Raw genomic sequence first — 17,613 nt, 5'->3', positions numbered from 1 at the left:
GGGAGATTGGGCCACTTGGCCGAATCCCTCGCCTAGCGTCGGGTCATGCGCACCGACCCCGCCGCCCCGACCATCCGCACCGCTCGAGCGGCCGACCTCGACGACGTGACCCGCGTGCTCGCGGAGGCCTTCGCCGAGGATCCCGTGCTGGCCGGCTTCGTCCCCGCCGGCCCTCGGCACCTCGACCGCCTGGCCCTCCTCTTCACCGCGCTCCTGCGCAGCGGCCCGCTCCCCGAGGGGACCGTCGACGTCGCGGTCGACGCCCGCGGCGGGGTCCTCGGCGCGGCCGTCTGGGAGGCGCGCGGCGGAATCGCCGCGCACCGGACCCTCCGGCAGGCGCCGACGTTCCTGCGCGCCCTCGGCGTCGCGGGCACCATCCGCGCCGCCGTCCGGCTCCGCACCCTGGACCGCGCGCGTCCGGGCCTCCCGCACTGGCGGCTCGCCGAGGTGGGCGTGGGCGCGGCGGCGCGGGGCCTCGGCGTCGGATCCGCGCTCCTCGCCCACGGCCTCGCCCGCGTCGACGGCGACGGATCCGCGGCGTACCTGGAGTCCTCGACCGCGCGGAACCGCGCGCTCTACCTCCGGAACGGCTTCGCCGAGCTGGGGCCGCTGACGGGGCTCGGCGGGTCGTGCCCGGTGGCGATGTGGCGGCCCGCGCGCGGGGACGCGCGGACGCGGGTACGCGCTCCCCGCACGCCGTAGGACCATCCGGCCACCCCGGACTCCGGGGACGCTCGTCCGTTGCGGTCGCGAACAGGGGCACCCGCCCGTGACGGCTCGCCGCCAGCCGTGCCACGCGCGGTCCCGGGTGGGGGACGATGGATCCATGACCCTCAGCGCCGACGGCACCCTGCAGGACGGCCGGGTGCTCGTCGGCCCGGTCGACGCACCGGAGCTGCACGTGATGACGTACAACATCCGGCGCCTGTTCTCCCGGTACCGGCCGGGGAGCCCCGACCGGTGGGCGAACCGGGAGCCGCTGATCGCGGAGCTCCTGCAGCGGGAGCAGCCGGCCCTCCTCGGCACGCAGGAGGCGATGCCCACGCAGGGCCGCGCCCTGTCGCACGCGCTCGGACGGCACTACCGGCGGATCGGGCACGGGCGGAACGCCGACGGCCACGGCGAGGGCTGCCCCACGTTCTACGACACCCGCCGCCTGGAGCTCACCAGCTGGCGGCAGGTCGCCCTCTCGGACACGCCCGCGGTCGCCGGATCCCGCAGCTGGGGCAACATGGTGCCCCGCATCGCCGTGGTCGCCGACTTCACCGACCGGGCCACGGGCCTGCCGCTGCGGCACGTGAACACCCACTTCGACCACCTCTCCCGGCGCTCGCGCGAGGCGAGCGCGCGGATGATGCTCGAGATCGTCGCCGAGGTGCAGGTCCCCACGATCGTCGCGGGAGACACCAACGCGGGCATCGGCACGGAGCCGCACCGGCTGCTGGTCGAGTCGGGCGCCCTGGTGGACGCGTGGCCGGCCGCGCGCGAGCGCCTCACGCCCGAGTGGGGCACGTGGTCGAACTACAAGGCGCCGAAGCGCACGACCCGCCGCATCGACTGGATGCTCGTCACGCCCGACATCGACGTGCAGCGCGTCGGCATCAACACGACGCGCGTCGACGGGAGCGCCCCCAGCGACCACGAGGCACTGCAGGCGGTGGTGCGGTGCTGACGGACCCCGCCGCGCCGACCCCGCCGGGCTCCCCGGCCGACTCCCCGCCCCCGCCCGAGGACGTCGCGGCCTTCGCCGGGCTGGCCGGGCTCACGTTCCTGCAGCCGCCGCGCGGGGTCACCGCGATCCTCGCCGACGCCGTCCGCGTGATCGGGCTGCTCACCTTCCTGTTCTCCGTGTTCGCCTGGTCGGGCGTCACCTCCGCGATGTTCGCGCTGGCGCTGCTCGGGCTCGTGGCGCCGCGCTCCCTCGGGGCGCGGCCGGGGCTCGACCTCGCCATCGGGATCACGACGCTCGTCTCCGCGGCGAGCAACCGGCTCGACCTCTACGAGCTGCTGCCGTGGTGGGACATCCCCGCGCACCTCGTGACGACGGCGGCCCTCGCCGCGCTCGTCATCCTGCTGGCCGACCGCGCGGGCGTCGTCGTCGACCGGCGGCCGCTGCCCCTCGGCATCCTCAGCCTCACGGTGGGCCTCGCGCTCTCCGCGCTGTGGGAGCTCGGCGAGTGGGCCGGGCAGGCGTGGCTCGACCCCCAGATCCTCACCGGGTACTCGGACACCATCGGCGACATGGCCGTCGGCGGGCTCGGGGCGCTCCTCATCGCGCCGCTGATGCCGATGCTGCTGGCGCGGTCGCGCTGGATCCCGGAGGCGCCCGCGCGCTGACGCGGGGGCGCCGCTCCGCCGCGCGCCCGCCTCCCTGAGGGGAGGAGGAGAAGTGCCCGGCGCGGGGTTTGGGACGAGGAGCGGTCGGGTACGTGTCGGTCATGCGCTCGCCCGGGAACGACCTCCAGGCCGTCCTGTTCGACCGGGACGGGACGCTCGTCGTCGACGTCCCGTACAACGGCGACCCGGCCCTCGTCACGCTCATGCCCGGCGCCCGCGAGGCCGTCGACGCCGTGCGCGCCGCGGGGCTCCGCATCGGGATGGTCACCAACCAGTCGGGCATCGCGCGGGGGCTCATCACCCGGGAGCAGGCCGACGCGGTCAACGCGCGCGTGCAGGAGCTGCTCGGCGCGTTCGACCTCGTGCTGCTCTGCCCGCACGGATCCGACGACGGCTGCGACTGCCGGAAGCCCGCCCCCGGCATGGTGCTCGAGGCCTGCCGGACGTGGGGCCTCGACCCCTCCGCCGTCGCGGTCGTCGGCGACATCGCCGCCGACACGGGCGCCGCCCGGGCCGCGGGCGCGCGCGGCGTGCTCGTGCCCACGCCCGTCACGCGCGAGGAGGAGGTGGCCGAGGCCGACGTCGTGGCCCCGACGATCCTCGACGCGGTGCACCTGCTCCTCCCCGACGAGGCGCCCCGCCGCGTGCTGGTCGTGCGGCTCGACAGCGTCGGCGACGTGCTCGTCTCCGGGCCGGCCGTGCGCGCGGTCGCCGCCGACCCCCGCGTCGAGGTGCACCTGCTCTGCGGGCCGCGCGGCGCGTCCGCCGGCCGGCTGCTGCCCGGCGTGCACGCCGTCCACGTCTGGGACTGCCCGTGGATCTCCTCCCCCGCGCCCGCCGCCGACGCCGCCTCCGTGGACGCGCTGCACGCGATCCTCGCGGAGGTCGAGCCCGACGAGGCCGTCATCCTCACCTCCTTCCACCAGTCGCCCCTCCCGCTCGCGCTGCTGCTGCGGCTCGCGGGCGTCCGGCGCATCACGGGCGCGAGCGTCGACCACGCCGGATCCCTGCTCGACGTGCGCCTGAAGCCCGGCGAGGACCTCGAGGAGGACCAGCCGGAGCCCGAGCGCGCCCGCGCGATCGCGGCCGCGGCCGGCCACGCGCTGCCCGCCGACGACGACGGCCGCCTCGCCGTGACGGAGGCCGCCCTGCCGGGGGACGTCGCCGCGCTCCTGCCCGACGGCCCGTTCGCGCTCGTGCACCCGGGCGCCGCCGTCGGCGCGCGCGCCTACCCGGCCGAGCAGCACCGCGACGCCGTCGCGCTCCTCGCCGCCCGCGGGATCCCCGTCGTCGTCACGGGCGGCCCCGACGAGCGGGACCTCACGGCGCTCGTGGCCGGATCCGCCGCCCTCGACCTCGGCGGCCGCACCGACCTCGCGGGCCTCGGCGCGCTCATGCGCCGCGCGGCCGTGCTCGTGAGCGGCAACACCGGTCCCGCGCACCTCGCCGCCGCGCTCGGCCTGCCCGTGGTCAGCCTGTTCTCCCCCGTCGTGCCGCCGATCCGCTGGGCTCCGTACGGCGTGCCCGTGATCCTGCTCGGCGACCAGGACGCGCCGTGCCGCCTGAGCCGCGCGCGCGACTGCCCGGTCCCCGGCCACCCCTGCCTGTCCGGCGTCTCCCCCGCCGAGGTCGCCGACGCGGTGGAGCGCCTGCTCGCCACGACCGGCGGCACGGGCGGCACCGGGTCGCGCCCGACCGCGGAGGTGCCCGCATGAGGATCCTGATGTGGCACGTCCACGGCGGATGGACCGACTCGTTCGTCCTCGGCGGGCACGAGGTCCTGCTCCCCGCCACGCCCGCCCGCGACGCGTGGGGCCTCGGCCGCGGCGGCCGCGACTGGCCCGCGAGCGCCCGCGAGGTGGATCCCGCCCTGCTGCACGAGACGGCCGTCGACCTGGTGCTCCTCCAGCGCGTCGCCGAGGTCGACGAGGCGGAGCGGCTCCTCGGCCGCCGCCTCGGTACCGACGTGGCCGCCGTGTTCCTCGAGCACAACACCCCGCGCGGCGCCCCGACCGAGACGGTGCACCCGCTCGCCGGTCGCGCCGACATCCCGGTGGTCCACGTCACGCGCTTCAACGCGCTCATGTGGGACACGGGGATAGCGCCCGCCGCGGTCGTCGAGCACGGCGTCCCGGATCCCGGCGCCCTCTACACGGGCGAGGTCGCGTCGCTCGGCGCCGTCATCAACGAGCCCGTCCGCCGCGGCCGCATCACCGGCACCGACCTGCTGCCCGCGTTCGCGGCGGCCGCGCCCGTCGAGGTGTTCGGCATGGGCACCGACCTGCTGCCGGCCGCCTTCCCCGGCGAGCGCGGACCCGGCCTCGACGGCCGGCTCGTGCCCCGCGGCGACGTGCCGACCGCCCGCATGCACCCGGAGCTCGCGCGGCTCCGCGCCTACGTGCACCCGCACCGGTGGACCTCGCTCGGGCTGTCGCTCCTCGAGGCGATGCACATGGCGATGCCCGTGCTGGTGCTCGACGCGACGGAGGCCTCGCGCGCGGTGCCGCCGGACGCGGGCGCGATCTCCGCGGACCCGGCCGACCTGGTGCGCGCCGCGCGGCTGCTGGTCGCGGATCCGGACGAGGCCGCCCGCCGCGGACGCGTCGCCCGCGAGGCCGCGCTCGCCCGCTACTCCCTCGGCCGGTTCCTGCACGACATGGACGTCGTGCTGCACGACGCGGTCGACGCCGCGGCCGGGCGGCGCGCCCGCCGCACGGCCGTCGGACCCGCCGCCGCCGGCTCCCCCGACCCGCACCACCCGCACCCGCAGCTCGACGAGAGGACGACACGATGAGGATCGCGATGATCTCCGAGCACGCCAGCCCCCTGGCCACCATCGGCGGGGTCGACGCCGGCGGCCAGAACGTGCACGTCGCGGCGCTGTCCGCGGCGCTCGCGGACGAGGGCCACACCGTCACCGTCTACACGCGCCGCGACGACCCGGCGCTGCCCGCCCGCGTCGCCTTCGCGCCCGGCGTGGAGGTCGTGCACCTCGACGCCGGACCCCCGCGCGCCGTGCCGAAGGACGACCTCCTCCCCCACATGGGCGAGCTCGCCGACGGCCTCCTCGCCGACTGGCGCACCGCCCGCCCCGACGTGGTGCACAGCCACTTCTGGATGTCCGGCGTCGCCGCCCTCGACGCGGCCGCGCGCCTCGCGTCCTCGCCCGTCGGCGCCGCCCCCGCGCCGCCCGTGCTGCACACCTTCCACGCGCTCGGATCCGTGAAGCGCCGGCACCTGGGCGCCGAGGACACGAGCCCCGCCGAGCGCGCCGCCCTGGAGCCCGGGGTCGGCCGCCGCGCCGACGCGGTCATCGCGACGTGCTCCGACGAGGCCGCCGAGCTGGTGCGCTCCGGCGTGGACGCTGCCCGCATCACCGTGATCCCGTGCGGCGTGGACATCGAGCACTTCACCCCGCGCGCGGCGGCCCCCGCCGAGCGCGACGATCCGGGCCGCCCGATGCGCGTCATGGTGATCGGCCGCCTGGTCCCGCGCAAGGGCGTCGACCTCGCGATCGAGGCCCTCGGGATCCTCGACCGCCGCGGCCGCCGGGACCTAGAGCTCGTGATCGTCGGCGGATCCGGCGACGCCGCGAGCGCCGGCGAGGACGCCGAGGCCCGCCGCCTGATGGACGCCGCCCGCGCCGCCGGGGTCGCCGACCGCGTGCGCCTGCACGGCCGCGTCTCGCAGGCGGACATGCCCGCCGTGATGCGCACCGCCGACGTGGTCGTCTGCGCGCCCTGGTACGAGCCCTTCGGCATCGTGCCGCTCGAGGCGATGGCCTCGGGCGTGCCCGTGGTCGCGTCCGCCGTCGGCGGCCTCACCGACAGCGTGGTCGACGGCGTCACGGGGATCCTCGTGCCGCCGCGCGACCCCGCCGCCATCGCCGACGCCCTCGAGGCCCTGCACGCCGATCCCGAGCGCCGCCGCCGCCTCGGCCGGGCCGGCCGCGACCGCATGGAGCACGGCTACTCGTGGGCGACCGTCGCCGCCCGCACCGCGGAGGCGTACCGCTCGGCCATGCAGGACGCCGCCGTCGACGGGCTCCCCGCCGACCCGACCGTGGTGGACGCGCACCTCGACGCGCTCGGCCCGGTGCTCGACGCCCTCCGCGCGCACGCGCCGCGCCTCACCGCGTGGGGCAGCGAGATGGCCGACCGCCTCAGCCACGGCGCCCGCCTCCTCGCGGCCGGCAACGGCGGATCCGCGGCCGAGGCCCAGCACCTCACGAGCGAGCTGGTGGGCCGCTTCGACGGCGACCGGCGCCCGTTCTCCGCGATCGCCCTGCACTCCGAGTCGTCCGCGGTCACCGCGATCGGCAACGACTACGGCTTCGACGAGGTCTTCGCCCGCCAGGTGCACGCGCACGCGCGCTCGGGCGACATCGTCGTGCTGCTCTCCACGAGCGGCCGGAGCGCCAACCTCCTGAAGGCCGCCGCCGCCGCGCGCGCCGCGGGGGCCACCACCTGGGCGATGACGGGCCCCGGCCCGAACCCGCTCGTGGAGGCCTGCGACGACCACATCGCGCTCGACGGGCCGTCGGCGAACGTGCAGGAGGCGCAGCTCGTCGCCGTGCACGCCATCTGCCGCTCCTTCGAGAGCCGCCTGACGGCGAACGACCGGGCCGCGGCGCTCGCGTCGGCGATCGCGGACGCGGCGCCCGCCTCGCCCGCCGGGTCGCGCACCGCCGCCGTCGCCGCATCCGCCGCCCCCGCCCCCGCGCCGGCCGCCGCCGCGACCGCCGCGGAGGTGTCGGCATGAGGATCGTCGTGGTCGGCGACGTGCTCCTCGACGTCGACATGCAGGGGTCCGCCCACCGCCTCAGCCCCGACGCGCCCGTGCCCGTCATCGAGGTCGAGGAGTCGCTGCCGCGTGCCGGCGGCGCGGGCCTCGTCGCCACCATGCTCGCCCGCGACGGCCACGAGGTGCGCCTCGTCACCGTGCTCTCCGACGACCGGCACGCCGAGACGCTCCGCGAGCGGCTCGCGCGCGTCGAGGTGGTCGCCGGCCCGTCCGGCGCGCCCACGCCCGTCAAGACCCGCGTCCGCGCCGACGGGCACGCGATCGCCCGCATCGACGAGGGCTGCGCGCCGCCGCCGACGCCCGTCGCCACCGACGCGATGCTCGAGGCGATCGCCACCGCCGACGCCATCGTGGTCGCCGACTACGGCCGCGGCGTCACGCGCGACCCGCGTCTCCGCGCCGCCCTCGACGCGCGCGCGGCCGTCGTGCCGCTGGTGTGGGATCCGCACCCCGCGGGCGAGCCGCCGGTCCCGAACACGGCGCTCGCCACCCCGAACCTCGCCGAGGCGCGCGCCTTCTCCGGCGTCGCCGGGCGCGACGTGTCCGCGGCGGCCGACGCCGCCCGGCTCCTCCGCGAGCGCTGGGGGGTCCGCACGGTCGCGGTCACCATGAGCGAGCGCGGCGCGCTGCTGGTGTCGGCCCCCGCGGCGCCCGGCGCCGAGCGCGGACGGCAGGGCGCGGGCATGCCCGTCGTCGTCCCCGCGCCGCTCGTCGCGACGGGCGACCCGTGCGGCGCCGGGGACCGCCTCGCCGCCACCGCCCTCGCGGCGCTTGCCGCGGGATCCGCCGTCGAGGACGCCGTGCGCGACGCGGTCGCCGCGGCCGCGGAGTACGTCGACGCCGGCGGGGTCGCGACCCTCACGGCCCCGCCCGCGGCCCGCCCCATCGGCGGCCACGCGGCGGGCGCCCTGCAGGTGATCCGGGACACGCGCGCCGCCGGCGGCACCGTCGTCGCGACCGGGGGCTGCTTCGACCTCGTCCACGCCGGCCACGCGCGCACGCTCGCCGCGGCCCGCGCGCTCGGCGACTGCCTGGTCGTGCTCCTCAACTCCGACGACTCGGTGCGCCGCCTCAAGGGCCCCGAGCGGCCGATCATGACCGAGGAGGACCGCGTCGACCTCCTCATGTCGCTCGGCGTGGTGGACGCGGTGGTGCTGTTCTCCGAGGACACCCCCGAGGAGGCGCTCCGCACCCTCAAGCCCGACCTGTGGGTGAAGGGCGGCGACTACCGCGCCGAGGACCTGCCCGAGTCGGCCGTCATCGCCGAGTGGGGCGGCCAGGCCGTGACCGTGCCGTACCACCCGGGCCGCTCGACCACGAAGCTCGCCGGCGCGCTCGCCCGCGTCGGCTGACCGACCACCCGCCCATCACCGCACCGCACCGCCCGCGCCGCTCGACCCGCGCGGGATCCGCACCACGAGAGGAACACCCATGACCGACTCCCCCCAGACCGACGCCGCACCCGCCGCTCCCCGCACCCCGCGCACGGGCCGCGTCCTCATCACCGGCGGCGCGTCCGGCCTCGGCGCGGCGGTCGCGCAGGCGGTCCTCGCGGCCGGCGGCGAGCCCATCGTCCTCGACCTCGACACCTCGAGCGTCACCGGCATGGAGGCGCACCGCGTCGACGTCTCCGACACCCGCGCCACCGAGGCGCTCGTCACCGAGATCGCCCAGGCGCACGGCGGCCTCGACGCCGTCGTCACCGCGGCCGGCATCGACCGCTGCGGCCGCCTCGTCGACGTCGCGCCGACCGAGTGGGAGAAGGTGATCGGCGTGAACCTCATGGGCACCGTCGCCGTCGTCCGCGCGGCCCTGCCGTTCCTCACCGAGTCGCACGGCCGCGTCGTCACCGTCGCGTCGTCGCTCGCCATCAAGGCCGTCTCCGACGCCACCGCCTACTGCGCCTCCAAGTTCGGCGTGCTCGGCTTCACCCGGGCCCTCGCCGCCGAGACGAAGGGCGAGGTCGGCGTGACCACGCTGATCCCCTCCGGCATGAGGACGCGCTTCTTCGACGACCGCGACCCGAAGTACAAGCCCGGCTCCGACGCGAACCTCAACGACCCGGCCGCCGTGGCCGACTCGGTCATGTTCGTCCTCGGCCAGCCCCGCGGCTGCGAGATCCGCGAGCTCGTCATCACCCACGAGCTCGAGGACAGCTGGCCCTGATCCGCCGCTGACCCGCGCCCGCTGCGCCCCGCACACGACACGAGCCCGGCCCCGCATCGCGCGGGTGCCGGGCTCGTCGCGTGCCCGCTGCGCGCCGCTAGTCCACGGAGTACAGGAAGCTCTCCAGGAACTCGGCGGCCGCGCGCCGCGTGACGGGGTTCGAGGAGGACGCGCGGCCGGTGCCCGGGCCGCCCGACTGGCAGGACCCGTCACCGGACAGGCACCAGGAGCGGATCATCGGGACGGGGAGGGAGTCGAGCGTCGACGACGCGACCCAGCCGTCGAACGCGCCGGCGGGGCGGACGAGGATCCCGTCGCGGGTCCCGTTCCCCTCCGCGTCCCACGGCTCCGCGTGCCGGTACGCGGGATCGCCGAACAGGACGACGCCCGCCATCAGGGAGCGGGCCTCCGCGGAGAGCGCGGCGCCGTCCGCGAGCACGTCGCCGACGACCTGCGCGCCCTGCCCCTGGCCGGCCAGCTGGATGGTGGTCGTCGGGCAGTCGTGGGCGAGCGACTCGATCTCCGTGCGGAGCGCGACGACGCCCGCGCGCCGGCTGGCGGCGTAGACCGGGTCGGTCGCGCTCGGGAGGCCGGTCGCCGGGTAGCGGAGCGCCTCGCGGTGGATCGGGAGGTTCGGCTCCTGCGCGAGGAGCCGCATGACGCCCGCGAGCCGCGGCCCGAAGCCCCCCGTCCCCTGCGCGTAGACGGACGGCGTCGCCCCGGTGCCGCTCCCCGCGCGCTCGCCGGAGCCGCGCACCCCGATGATCGTCGCGAAGCCGCACCGGTCGGCGGAGTCGGCCGCGGTGGCGGGGGCCGTCCCCAGCGACCCTGCGGCCAGGAGCGCCAGGCACGCGACCACCGCCGTGCGCGCCCGGTGCCGCGGTGACGAACGCGGGGGCCTCGACCCGGTGGACGGCGATCTCCGGACAGGCGACATGGTGGATCCTCCTCGGCTCGACCGCGCTCGACGGCGGCGGTCCGCCCGCGGGCGGGCAGGCAGATCGTGGGGCCCGGGGCACGCGATGGTAGGCCGCCTCCGGGACGCGACGTCGCGACTGCGCGCAGGCCCGGCCGCCGGACCCCGACCGCCGGACCCCGGCCCCGGTCCCCGTCCCGGCCCCGGCTCCGGTCCCGGTCCCTCAGCGGACTGCGGCCTCCCCCGTGCGGGGCACGTCGCCTAGCCTCGGATCAGCGGGCCTCCGCGGGGAGCAGGACACCATGCATCATCACGACCGCCGTCGCCTCCGACGCGCGAGCGCGGTCATCCTGGGCGCGGCCCTCGCCGCCGGGCTCCTCGGGATCGCCTCCCCGGCGAGCGCCGCCGGCACGGCCCCGTCCGACGGCACCGGCACCGGTACCGGGACCGGCAGCGCCGGATCGCCGCCGCCCGTCTCCGATGCCCGCCTCCGCTTCGGCGTCGCGACGCCCGGCGGCCCCACCGCGACGGCCGAGCTCGACCAGGTGGCGGCCCTGGTCGGCGAGAGCCCCAGCATCGTGCTCTCCTACGCCGACGGCACGCAGGCGCCCCCGATCGCCGCGCTCGACGCGGTCGCCGCGCGCGGGGCCGAGTCCCTCCTCACGTGGGAGCCGTGGGTGGCCGGATCCGGCGTCGACCAGCCCGCCGTCGCGAACGCGGCCATCGCGCGCGGCGACCACGACGCGTACCTCCGCGACTGGGGCACGCAGCTGGCCCGCTGGGGCGGCCCGGTCTTCCTCCGGTACGCGCACGAGATGAACGGCGACTGGTATCCGTGGGCCGAGGGCGTCAACGGCAACGCGCACGGCTCGTACGCCGCGGCCTGGCGGCACGTCCACGACGTCGTCGTCGCGCAGGGCGCCACGAACGTGCGGTGGGTGTGGACCCCGAACGTGCCCTACCCCGGATCCACCGACCTCGCGGCCCTCTACCCGGGCGACGCGTACGTCGACGTCGTCGGGCTCGACGGCTACAACTGGGGCACGGGCGTCGCCGGCCACGCGTGGACCGCGCCGGCCGACCTGCTCGCCCCGGGCCTCGCGGAGCTGCGGCGCATCGCGCCGGGGAAGCCGGTCATCATCGCCGAGACGGCGTCGTCCGAGGTCGGCGGATCCAAGGCCGCCTGGATCCGGGACCTCGTCGCGTACCTGCAGGCGCAGCCGGACGTCCACGCCGTCGTCTGGTTCGACTACGCGAAGGAGGCGGACTGGCGCATCGACAGCTCGGCCGCGTCCGCCGACGCCCTCCGCGACGCGCTGGCGCTCCGCCGCCGCTGACCCCGCGGCGCCGTCGGGCAGGCACGGTCGAGCCCGTGCCGCGAGCGCCGGGCCGTCAGCGCCGCGCCGCCTCGCGTCGCGTCCACCGGGTGCGCACGGCCGCCACCCGGCCCGCACCCAGGCCGCGCACGGCGACCACCCGACCGCCGCGCCCTAGCATCTGACCGACGGCGCCGACCCGAGGGGCGCCGCGCACGCGGAGGAGGCGGCGGTGACCCGAGCCCACCGGCGGCGCGAGACGGCGCTCGCCGTCGCCGCCGTGCTCGTCGGCCTCCTCATCCTCCCGGCACCGCCCGGGTCCGGCGTCGACGCGGGGTTCGCGCAGCTCGACCGGTACGCCGCCCTCAGCCCGTCCGCGGCCGCGCGCATGATCGCCGCCCACCCGTCGCTCGAGCTGCAGGTGATGGACGCGTCCCCGGCGCGCGTGGTGTCGTGGTGGGCGGCGAAGGACCGGAGGCGCCAGCGCGCGCTGATCCGGAGCTCGCCCGGGCTCATCGGCGACCTCGACGGCGTCGACTACGCCTCCCGCGACGCGGCCAACCGGCGGCAGCTGCGCGCCGAGCTGCGCGAGGAGCGGGCCGCGGTCGCCGCCCACCCGGACGACGCGGACGCCCGGAACCGGCTGACCGCCCTCACGGCGATCCGCGACGCGCTCCGCCCGGAGGCCCGCGCCGACGGGACCGCGGCGCCGGAGCGCACGCTCGTGTCGCTGACGCACCGGGACCCGCCGCTCGCCGCCATCGCCGTGGGCGACCTCGACACGGCCCGCCAGGTCACCTTCACCGTGCCGGGCATGGGCACGTACACCGACGACATGCAGCTCTGGACCGAGACCGCGCAGAACGTCTACGACGCGCAGGCCGCGGTCGGCGCCCCGGCGGCGCACGCCGTCGTCGCCTGGATCGGCTACCGCACGCCGCCGCCGGGCGTGGACGCGACCCTCGGCGCCTACGCGGAGCGGGGCGCGCCGCTGCTCGCGAGCGAGATCGCCGGCCTGCACGCGGCCCGGCGCGGGGGCGACCTGTCGGCGGTGAGCGTCATCGCGCACTCCTACGGATCCACGATGGCCGCCGACGCCCTCGCCGCCCGCGACCTCGACGTCCACGCATTCGTCATGCTCGGATCCGCGGGCGTGGAGGACGGCATCGAGGACGCCCGCGACCTGCACGCGCGCCACGTCTACGCGGGCGAGGCCGCCGACGACGACGAGGCGTCGTGGGGGCGGCTGTCGCGGCAGGATCCCCGCGCCCCGGGCTTCGGCGCCACGGTGATCGCCGTCGACGGGGACCCCGCGCACGGCCTCCTGCCCGTGACCGGCCACGCACCCGTGCTGCACTCGCCCTGGAACGACGACCCGGACTCGCGTGCCTGGTCGACGATCAGCGACCCGGCTGAGCGGGCCGCCGAGTTCCAGGCCCACGAGGAGACGTACGGCTACCTCGACGCCGGCACCGAGTCGCTGCGGAACGCGGCCATCGCGACCACCCCGCACGCGACCGCGGCGCTGGACCGGGCCGGCGGCTGAGCCTCAGCGCTGCCACTCCGGGCGGTGCGCGAACACGAATCGGTGGTAGTCGGCGAGCGCGAGCCCCGCGGCGGCGGCCGCCGACCACGACGCGGGCGGGGTCGAGCACCACGGCGAGGGCTCCTGACTCGCAGCCGTGACCTCGCCCACCGCATGACGCCGGACGGGGCGCCCGTGCGCGCATCCGGTCAGGCCGGGACGCGCTCCGCGAGCGACGCGCGGCGCAGCTGCTCCACGTCGGCGTGCACGTCGTCGACGCGCACGTCGGCCACGTACGACGGGTCGTGCGCGCAGCGCTCCGCGGTCCAGCCGACCTGGGTGACGTCGACGCCGCAGACGGGGCAGCGGGTGGTCCAGGCCATGTGGATCCGGTGCCGCGCGCGCCCCACGGGCGCCGCGTTCACGACGTTGCCGAACCAGAACACGCCCACCGTGCGCGCGCCGACCGCCTGCGCCAGGTGCCGGGGGCCGCTGTCGTTGCCGAGCACGACGTCCGCGTGCGTGAGGAGTCCCGCCAGCTCGCCGAGCGTCAGGGCGTCGGCGAGCGAGGTCACGCGCGACGCCTGCTCCGCCGGCAGCCCGTCCCGCGCGAGCGACACGATGCGGTCGGCTTCGGCCGCGTCCGACGCGTCGCCCACCACGACGACCTGCGCGTCGTCGGCCGCCGCGCGCCGGGCGACCTCCGCGAACGACCCGACCGGCCAGCGTCGGCGCGGGTCGGTGGCCCCCGGGTGGATCACGACCAGCCCACCCTGCGCGCCGGTCACGTGCGTCGCGGCGGCGTCCCGCTCGGCGTCGGTGACCTCGACAACGGGCTCCAGGTCGGCGACCTGCGCGCCCGCGAGGCCCGCGACCTCGAGCCCGCGCATCACCTCGTGCTGGTAGTAGACGTACGGGATCACGCGCTCGAGGCGCTCGGCGTCGTCGGTCGCGGTGCCGACCGTGTGCCGGGCGCCGAGCCGCAGCAGGAACGGGTTGGAGTTGCGGCCGCCGCCGTGCACCTGCACCGCGAGGTCGAACCGGCGCGCGCGCATGCGGGCGGCGAACTCCTCGATCTCCTCGGGGTCGGGATCCGTGCCCGGCACGTCCCGCACGCCGTGCGCCACGGGCAGCACCTCGATCGCATCCGGCGCTCCCGGCCGGCCCTCGAGGAGCGCCCGGTGCAGCGGCGTGCCGAGCAGCGTCACGTGCGCGCCCGGGTAGGCGGCCCGCAGCGCGGCGATCGCGGGCAGCGCGAAGATCAGGTCGCCGAGCCCGCCACCGCGGAGCACGGCGATGGAGCGGACGTCGGGGAAGGTCTCATCGAGCGGGGCGACGACGGGCACGGGCGGCCTCCAGGGTCAGCGGGCGGGTCCCCCTCCCCGTTCCCCCGCGCCGCCGCATCGAAACGGGCGGGGCCGCGCGCCGGCAGCGTTCGCCGCGGCGTCGGCCTGGTCAACTCGGCCCAGACGGCTCAGCCCCGCGGCGGCGCCGCGCTCTCGCGCACCACGAGCCGGGTCGGCACGATGCGGTCGTGCGACGGCTCGCCGCCCTCGAGCATCTCGAGCAGCACCTGCATCGAGCGACGGCCGATCTCGGTGAAGTCCTGGTGCACGGTCGTGAGCGGCGGCCAGAACGAGCTCGACTCCTCCGTGTCGTCGAAGCCGACGACGCTGATGTCGCCCGGCACGTCGCGGCCGAGCTCGTGCAGCGCGTGCATGATCCCGAGGGCCATCTGGTCGTTCGCGGCGACGATGCCGGTGATGTCGGTGCGCTTCCCGAGCTCCTGGCCGATGCGGTAGCCGGATCGCGTGGTCCAGTCGCCCTGCGCGGGCGGCTCGGGGTCCAGGCCCGCGTCGAGCATGGTGGCGCGCCACTCCGCCGCGCGCCGGGCGGCCGAGTACGAGGTGTGCGGGCCCGCGACGTGCACGATCGCGGTGTGCCCGAGGTCGAGCAGGTGCTGCGTGACGAGGCGCGTGCCCTGCTCCTGATCCGTGTCGACGACCACGAACGGGTCGCCCGCGTCGGAGTCGATGATGACGACAGGCAGGCCCACGGGGATGATCACGTCGGCCCGGTCGAGCATGTGCGCCTCGATGATGATGACGACCCCGTCGACCGCCTCCTCCTGCAGCCGGCTGAACGCGCCGGCCACCTCCCCCTCGGTGGGGTGCGGCACGGGCATGAGCGTGATCGTGTACCCGGCGCCGGACGCCGCGGTCACGATCGCGTCGAGCGTCTTCATGTTGCCGAGGGTGGAGAGCGTGAACATGATGATGCCGATGCTCCGGAAGCGCCCCGTCTTCAGGGCGCGCGCCGCGCTGTTCGGCCGGTAGCCGAGCTCCGCCATCGCGTCCATCACGCGCTGCCGGGTCGTGGCCTCCACGTTCTGCGCGCCGTTGGACACCCGGGAGACGGTCTGCGACGACACCCCCGCGTGCGCGGCGACGTCCGCCATGGACACGGTGCGGCCGCCGGGTGAGCGCCGGCCACTCGACTTGACGACCGACGGTGGAGATGTCATGGTTGCGAGCATCACAGATGTTTACGCAAACACCCAATCGTCCCGAACGGGATGACGGCGTGGACATCCCCCGACGAAGTGGAAGCACATGACGACGATGTCGACTCCGGCCACCCGGCCGAAGGCGCCCGACGCGGCCCGCCCGAGCGGTCCCCCGATGCGACGCGACAAGCGGCGCTGGACCGGCCTGGGCTTCGTGGCCCCGTTCCTGGTCGTGTTCCTGGTCGTCCTCATCGCGCCCGTCGGCTACTCGATCTACCTCAGCCTGTTCCAGGAGCGGATGATCGGCGGCAACTCGTTCGTCGGCATCGCCAACTACACGCAGGCCCTCGGCGACCCGAACTTCTGGGACGCGCTCGGCCGCGTCGCGCTGTTCCTCGTGGTGCAGGTGCCGATCATGCTGTTCATCGCCCTCTTCGCGGCGCTGGCGCTCGACTCGGCCCGCCTGCACTTCACGGCGTTCTTCCGCATCTCGATCTTCCTGCCCTACGCGGTCCCCGCGGTCGTCGCGGCCCTCATGTGGGGCTTCATCTACGGCAACCGCTTCGGCCTCGTCGGCAACGTCGAGCAGGCCACCGGCTGGGACCTCCCCGACCTGCTCTCGCAGAGCTGGATCCTCGCGTCGATCGGCAACATCGTCACGTGGGAGTTCGTCGGCTACAACATGCTGCTGTTCTACGCGGCCCTCCGGGTCATCTCGCCGGACCTCTACGAGGCCGCCGAGCTCGACGGCGCGGGCCCGTTCCGCATCGTCACCGGCATCAAGCTGCCCGCCATCCGCGGCGCGCTCGTCATCGGCGTGATCTTCTCCATCATCGGCAGCTTCCAGCTCTTCAACGAGCCGAACATCCTGCAGACGCTGGCGCCCAACTCGATCAGCTCGTACTTCACGCCGAACATGTACGCCTACAACCTGTCCTTCGCGGGACAGCAGTTCAACTACTCCGCCGCCATCGCGATCATCATGGGCGTCCTGACGATGGTGGTCGCCTACGTGGTGCAGCTCGTCGGCACCCGGAAGGACAGCTGACCGTGTCGACCCTCACAGGTACCCCCCTCGCCGCGCCCGACGCCGGCACGCCCACCCGCGACACCCCCGCGGACCGCACCCCCAAGCGCCGCAGGAGCGCCGGGGCGCCCCGCGAGCGCCGCAGCATCGTGCTCACGCTGGTCATGGCGCTGCTGCTCATCTACTCCGTGCTCCCCCTGTTCTGGCTCCTGGTCAACTCGACCAAGACGCAGGACGCGCTGTTCAGCTCGTTCGGCCTCTGGTTCTCGGGCGACTTCGCGCTCTTCGACAACATCCAGGGCGTCCTGACCTACGGGAACGGCGAGTTCGTCCGCTGGCTCGGCAACACCCTGGTCTACGTGGTCGTCGGAGCGGGCGGCGCGACGCTGCTCGCGACCCTCGCCGGCTACGGCCTGGCGAAGTTCGACTTCCCCGGCAAGAAGATCGTGTTCGCCGTCGTGCTCGGCGCGGTCGCGATCCCGGGCACCGCCCTCGCCGTGCCGACCTTCCTGCTCTTCAGCCAGATGGGCCTCACGAACACCCCGTGGGCGATCATCCTGCCGTCGCTCATCAGCCCCTTCGGGCTGTACCTCATCTGGACCTACGCGGTCGACTCGGTGCCCACCGAGATCCTCGAGGCCGCCCGCATGGACGGCTCGAGCGAGATCCGCACCTTCTTCACGATCAGCCTGCGGCTCCTCAGCCCCGGCCTCATCACGGTGCTGCTGTTCTCGATCGTCGCGACCTGGAACAACTACTTCCTGCCCCTGATCATGCTGAGCGACTCCACCTGGTACCCCCTCACGGTGGGTCTCAACCAGTGGAACGCGCAGTCGACCACGGTGGGCGGCGAGCCGATCTACAACCTCGTGATCACCGGCTCGTTCCTCGCGATCATCCCGATCGTCATCGCGTTCCTCTTCCTCCAGCGCTACTGGCAGTCCGGCCTCTCGGCCGGCGGCGTCAAGGCGTAGCGCCCTCCGACAGCACCTCCCGCACCACAGCACCTCCCTCCCG

The 17,613-nt window shown here is 76.0% G+C and carries 15 protein-coding genes and 1 pseudogene; 13 read left to right on the top strand and 3 right to left on the bottom strand.

What is annotated here, in order from left to right; genetic code table 11:
• Positions 1–45: 45 nt before the first annotated feature.
• The 9 genes and pseudogenes from AC07VC_RS03040 to AC07VC_RS03000 all read left to right on the top strand — a co-directional run bounded on the left by AC07VC_RS03040 (position 46) and on the right by AC07VC_RS03000 (position 9,306).
• Positions 46–702: a GNAT family N-acetyltransferase gene (locus AC07VC_RS03040; RefSeq protein WP_494674473.1), complete on the top strand. Its 657-nt coding sequence runs from the start codon at positions 46–48 to the stop codon at positions 700–702.
• Positions 703–826: 124 nt separating this feature from the next.
• Positions 827–1,672 (top strand): endonuclease/exonuclease/phosphatase family protein, encoded by an 846-nt coding sequence (locus tag AC07VC_RS03035; RefSeq protein WP_494674474.1) that lies wholly within the window; start codon positions 827–829, stop codon positions 1,670–1,672.
• Complete coding sequence (locus AC07VC_RS03030) at positions 1,666–2,337, top strand: DUF2238 domain-containing protein (RefSeq protein WP_494674475.1); 672 nt, start codon at positions 1,666–1,668, stop codon at positions 2,335–2,337. Before AC07VC_RS03035 ends, AC07VC_RS03030 begins: the two co-directional genes overlap by 7 nt.
• 101 nt (positions 2,338–2,438) lie before the next feature.
• Positions 2,439–2,930, top strand: a pseudogene (locus AC07VC_RS03025) (D-glycero-alpha-D-manno-heptose-1,7-bisphosphate 7-phosphatase); the annotation flags it as partial.
• Between the two features lie 21 nt (positions 2,931–2,951).
• A complete protein-coding gene (locus AC07VC_RS03020) occupies positions 2,952–4,052 on the top strand; it encodes a glycosyltransferase family 9 protein (RefSeq protein WP_494676528.1) in 1,101 nt (366 codons plus the stop codon).
• Positions 4,049–5,131, top strand: a complete 1,083-nt coding sequence (locus AC07VC_RS03015; RefSeq protein WP_494674476.1) for a glycosyltransferase — start codon at positions 4,049–4,051, stop codon at positions 5,129–5,131. Before AC07VC_RS03020 ends, AC07VC_RS03015 begins: the two co-directional genes overlap by 4 nt.
• On the top strand, positions 5,128–7,098 hold the full coding sequence (locus tag AC07VC_RS03010; RefSeq protein WP_494674477.1) for a glycosyltransferase: 1,971 nt from the start codon (positions 5,128–5,130) through the stop codon (positions 7,096–7,098). The genes AC07VC_RS03015 and AC07VC_RS03010 overlap by 4 nt, the downstream gene beginning before the upstream one ends.
• Positions 7,095–8,492 (top strand): PfkB family carbohydrate kinase, encoded by a 1,398-nt coding sequence (locus AC07VC_RS03005; RefSeq protein ID WP_494674478.1) that lies wholly within the window; start codon positions 7,095–7,097, stop codon positions 8,490–8,492. The genes AC07VC_RS03010 and AC07VC_RS03005 overlap by 4 nt, the downstream gene beginning before the upstream one ends.
• A 79-nt stretch (positions 8,493–8,571) precedes the next feature.
• Positions 8,572–9,306, top strand: a complete 735-nt coding sequence (locus AC07VC_RS03000) for an SDR family oxidoreductase (RefSeq protein WP_317230845.1) — start codon at positions 8,572–8,574, stop codon at positions 9,304–9,306.
• A 97-nt stretch (positions 9,307–9,403) separates the two neighbouring features.
• Here the strand turns inward: AC07VC_RS03000 and AC07VC_RS02995 are convergent, their stop codons facing one another.
• Positions 9,404–10,243, bottom strand: coding sequence for a cutinase family protein (locus tag AC07VC_RS02995; RefSeq protein WP_494674479.1), 840 nt, complete (start codon positions 10,241–10,243; stop codon positions 9,404–9,406).
• 281 nt (positions 10,244–10,524) lie between these two features.
• Between AC07VC_RS02995 and AC07VC_RS02990 the strand changes: the two genes are divergently transcribed.
• Both AC07VC_RS02990 and AC07VC_RS02985 read left to right on the top strand, forming a co-directional pair.
• Positions 10,525–11,559 (top strand): glycoside hydrolase family 26 protein, encoded by a 1,035-nt coding sequence (locus AC07VC_RS02990; protein ID WP_494674480.1) that lies wholly within the window; start codon positions 10,525–10,527, stop codon positions 11,557–11,559.
• 211 nt (positions 11,560–11,770) lie between these two features.
• On the top strand, positions 11,771–13,084 hold the full coding sequence (locus tag AC07VC_RS02985; RefSeq protein WP_494674481.1) for an alpha/beta hydrolase: 1,314 nt from the start codon (positions 11,771–11,773) through the stop codon (positions 13,082–13,084).
• A gap of 188 nt (positions 13,085–13,272) precedes the next feature.
• On the opposite strand, the gene AC07VC_RS02980 is transcribed toward AC07VC_RS02985, so the two are convergent.
• Positions 13,273–14,409 carry a glycosyltransferase family 9 protein gene (locus tag AC07VC_RS02980; RefSeq protein ID WP_494674483.1) on the bottom strand — a complete coding sequence of 379 codons (1,137 nt, stop codon included), beginning with the start codon at positions 14,407–14,409 and terminating at the stop codon, positions 13,273–13,275.
• A 128-nt stretch (positions 14,410–14,537) separates the two neighbouring features.
• The gene (locus AC07VC_RS02975; RefSeq protein WP_181034799.1) at positions 14,538–15,587 is read right to left on the bottom strand and encodes a LacI family DNA-binding transcriptional regulator; all 1,050 of its coding nucleotides are present in this window, start codon (positions 15,585–15,587) and stop codon (positions 14,538–14,540) included.
• A gap of 88 nt (positions 15,588–15,675) precedes the next feature.
• Between AC07VC_RS02975 and AC07VC_RS02970 the strand changes: the two genes are divergently transcribed.
• Positions 15,676–16,617, top strand: a complete 942-nt coding sequence (locus tag AC07VC_RS02970) for a carbohydrate ABC transporter permease (protein ID WP_317229897.1) — start codon at positions 15,676–15,678, stop codon at positions 16,615–16,617.
• A 2-nt stretch (positions 16,618–16,619) separates the two neighbouring features.
• On the top strand, positions 16,620–17,570 hold the full coding sequence (locus tag AC07VC_RS02965; protein WP_494674484.1) for a carbohydrate ABC transporter permease: 951 nt from the start codon (positions 16,620–16,622) through the stop codon (positions 17,568–17,570).
• Positions 17,571–17,613: the final 43 nt, after the last annotated feature.

It is taken from the genome of Clavibacter sp. GW821-FHT01D01 (genome assembly GCF_059422605.1).
Note: the sequence above shows the minus strand (reverse complement) of the source record. Positions and strands in the feature narration are given on the sequence as shown.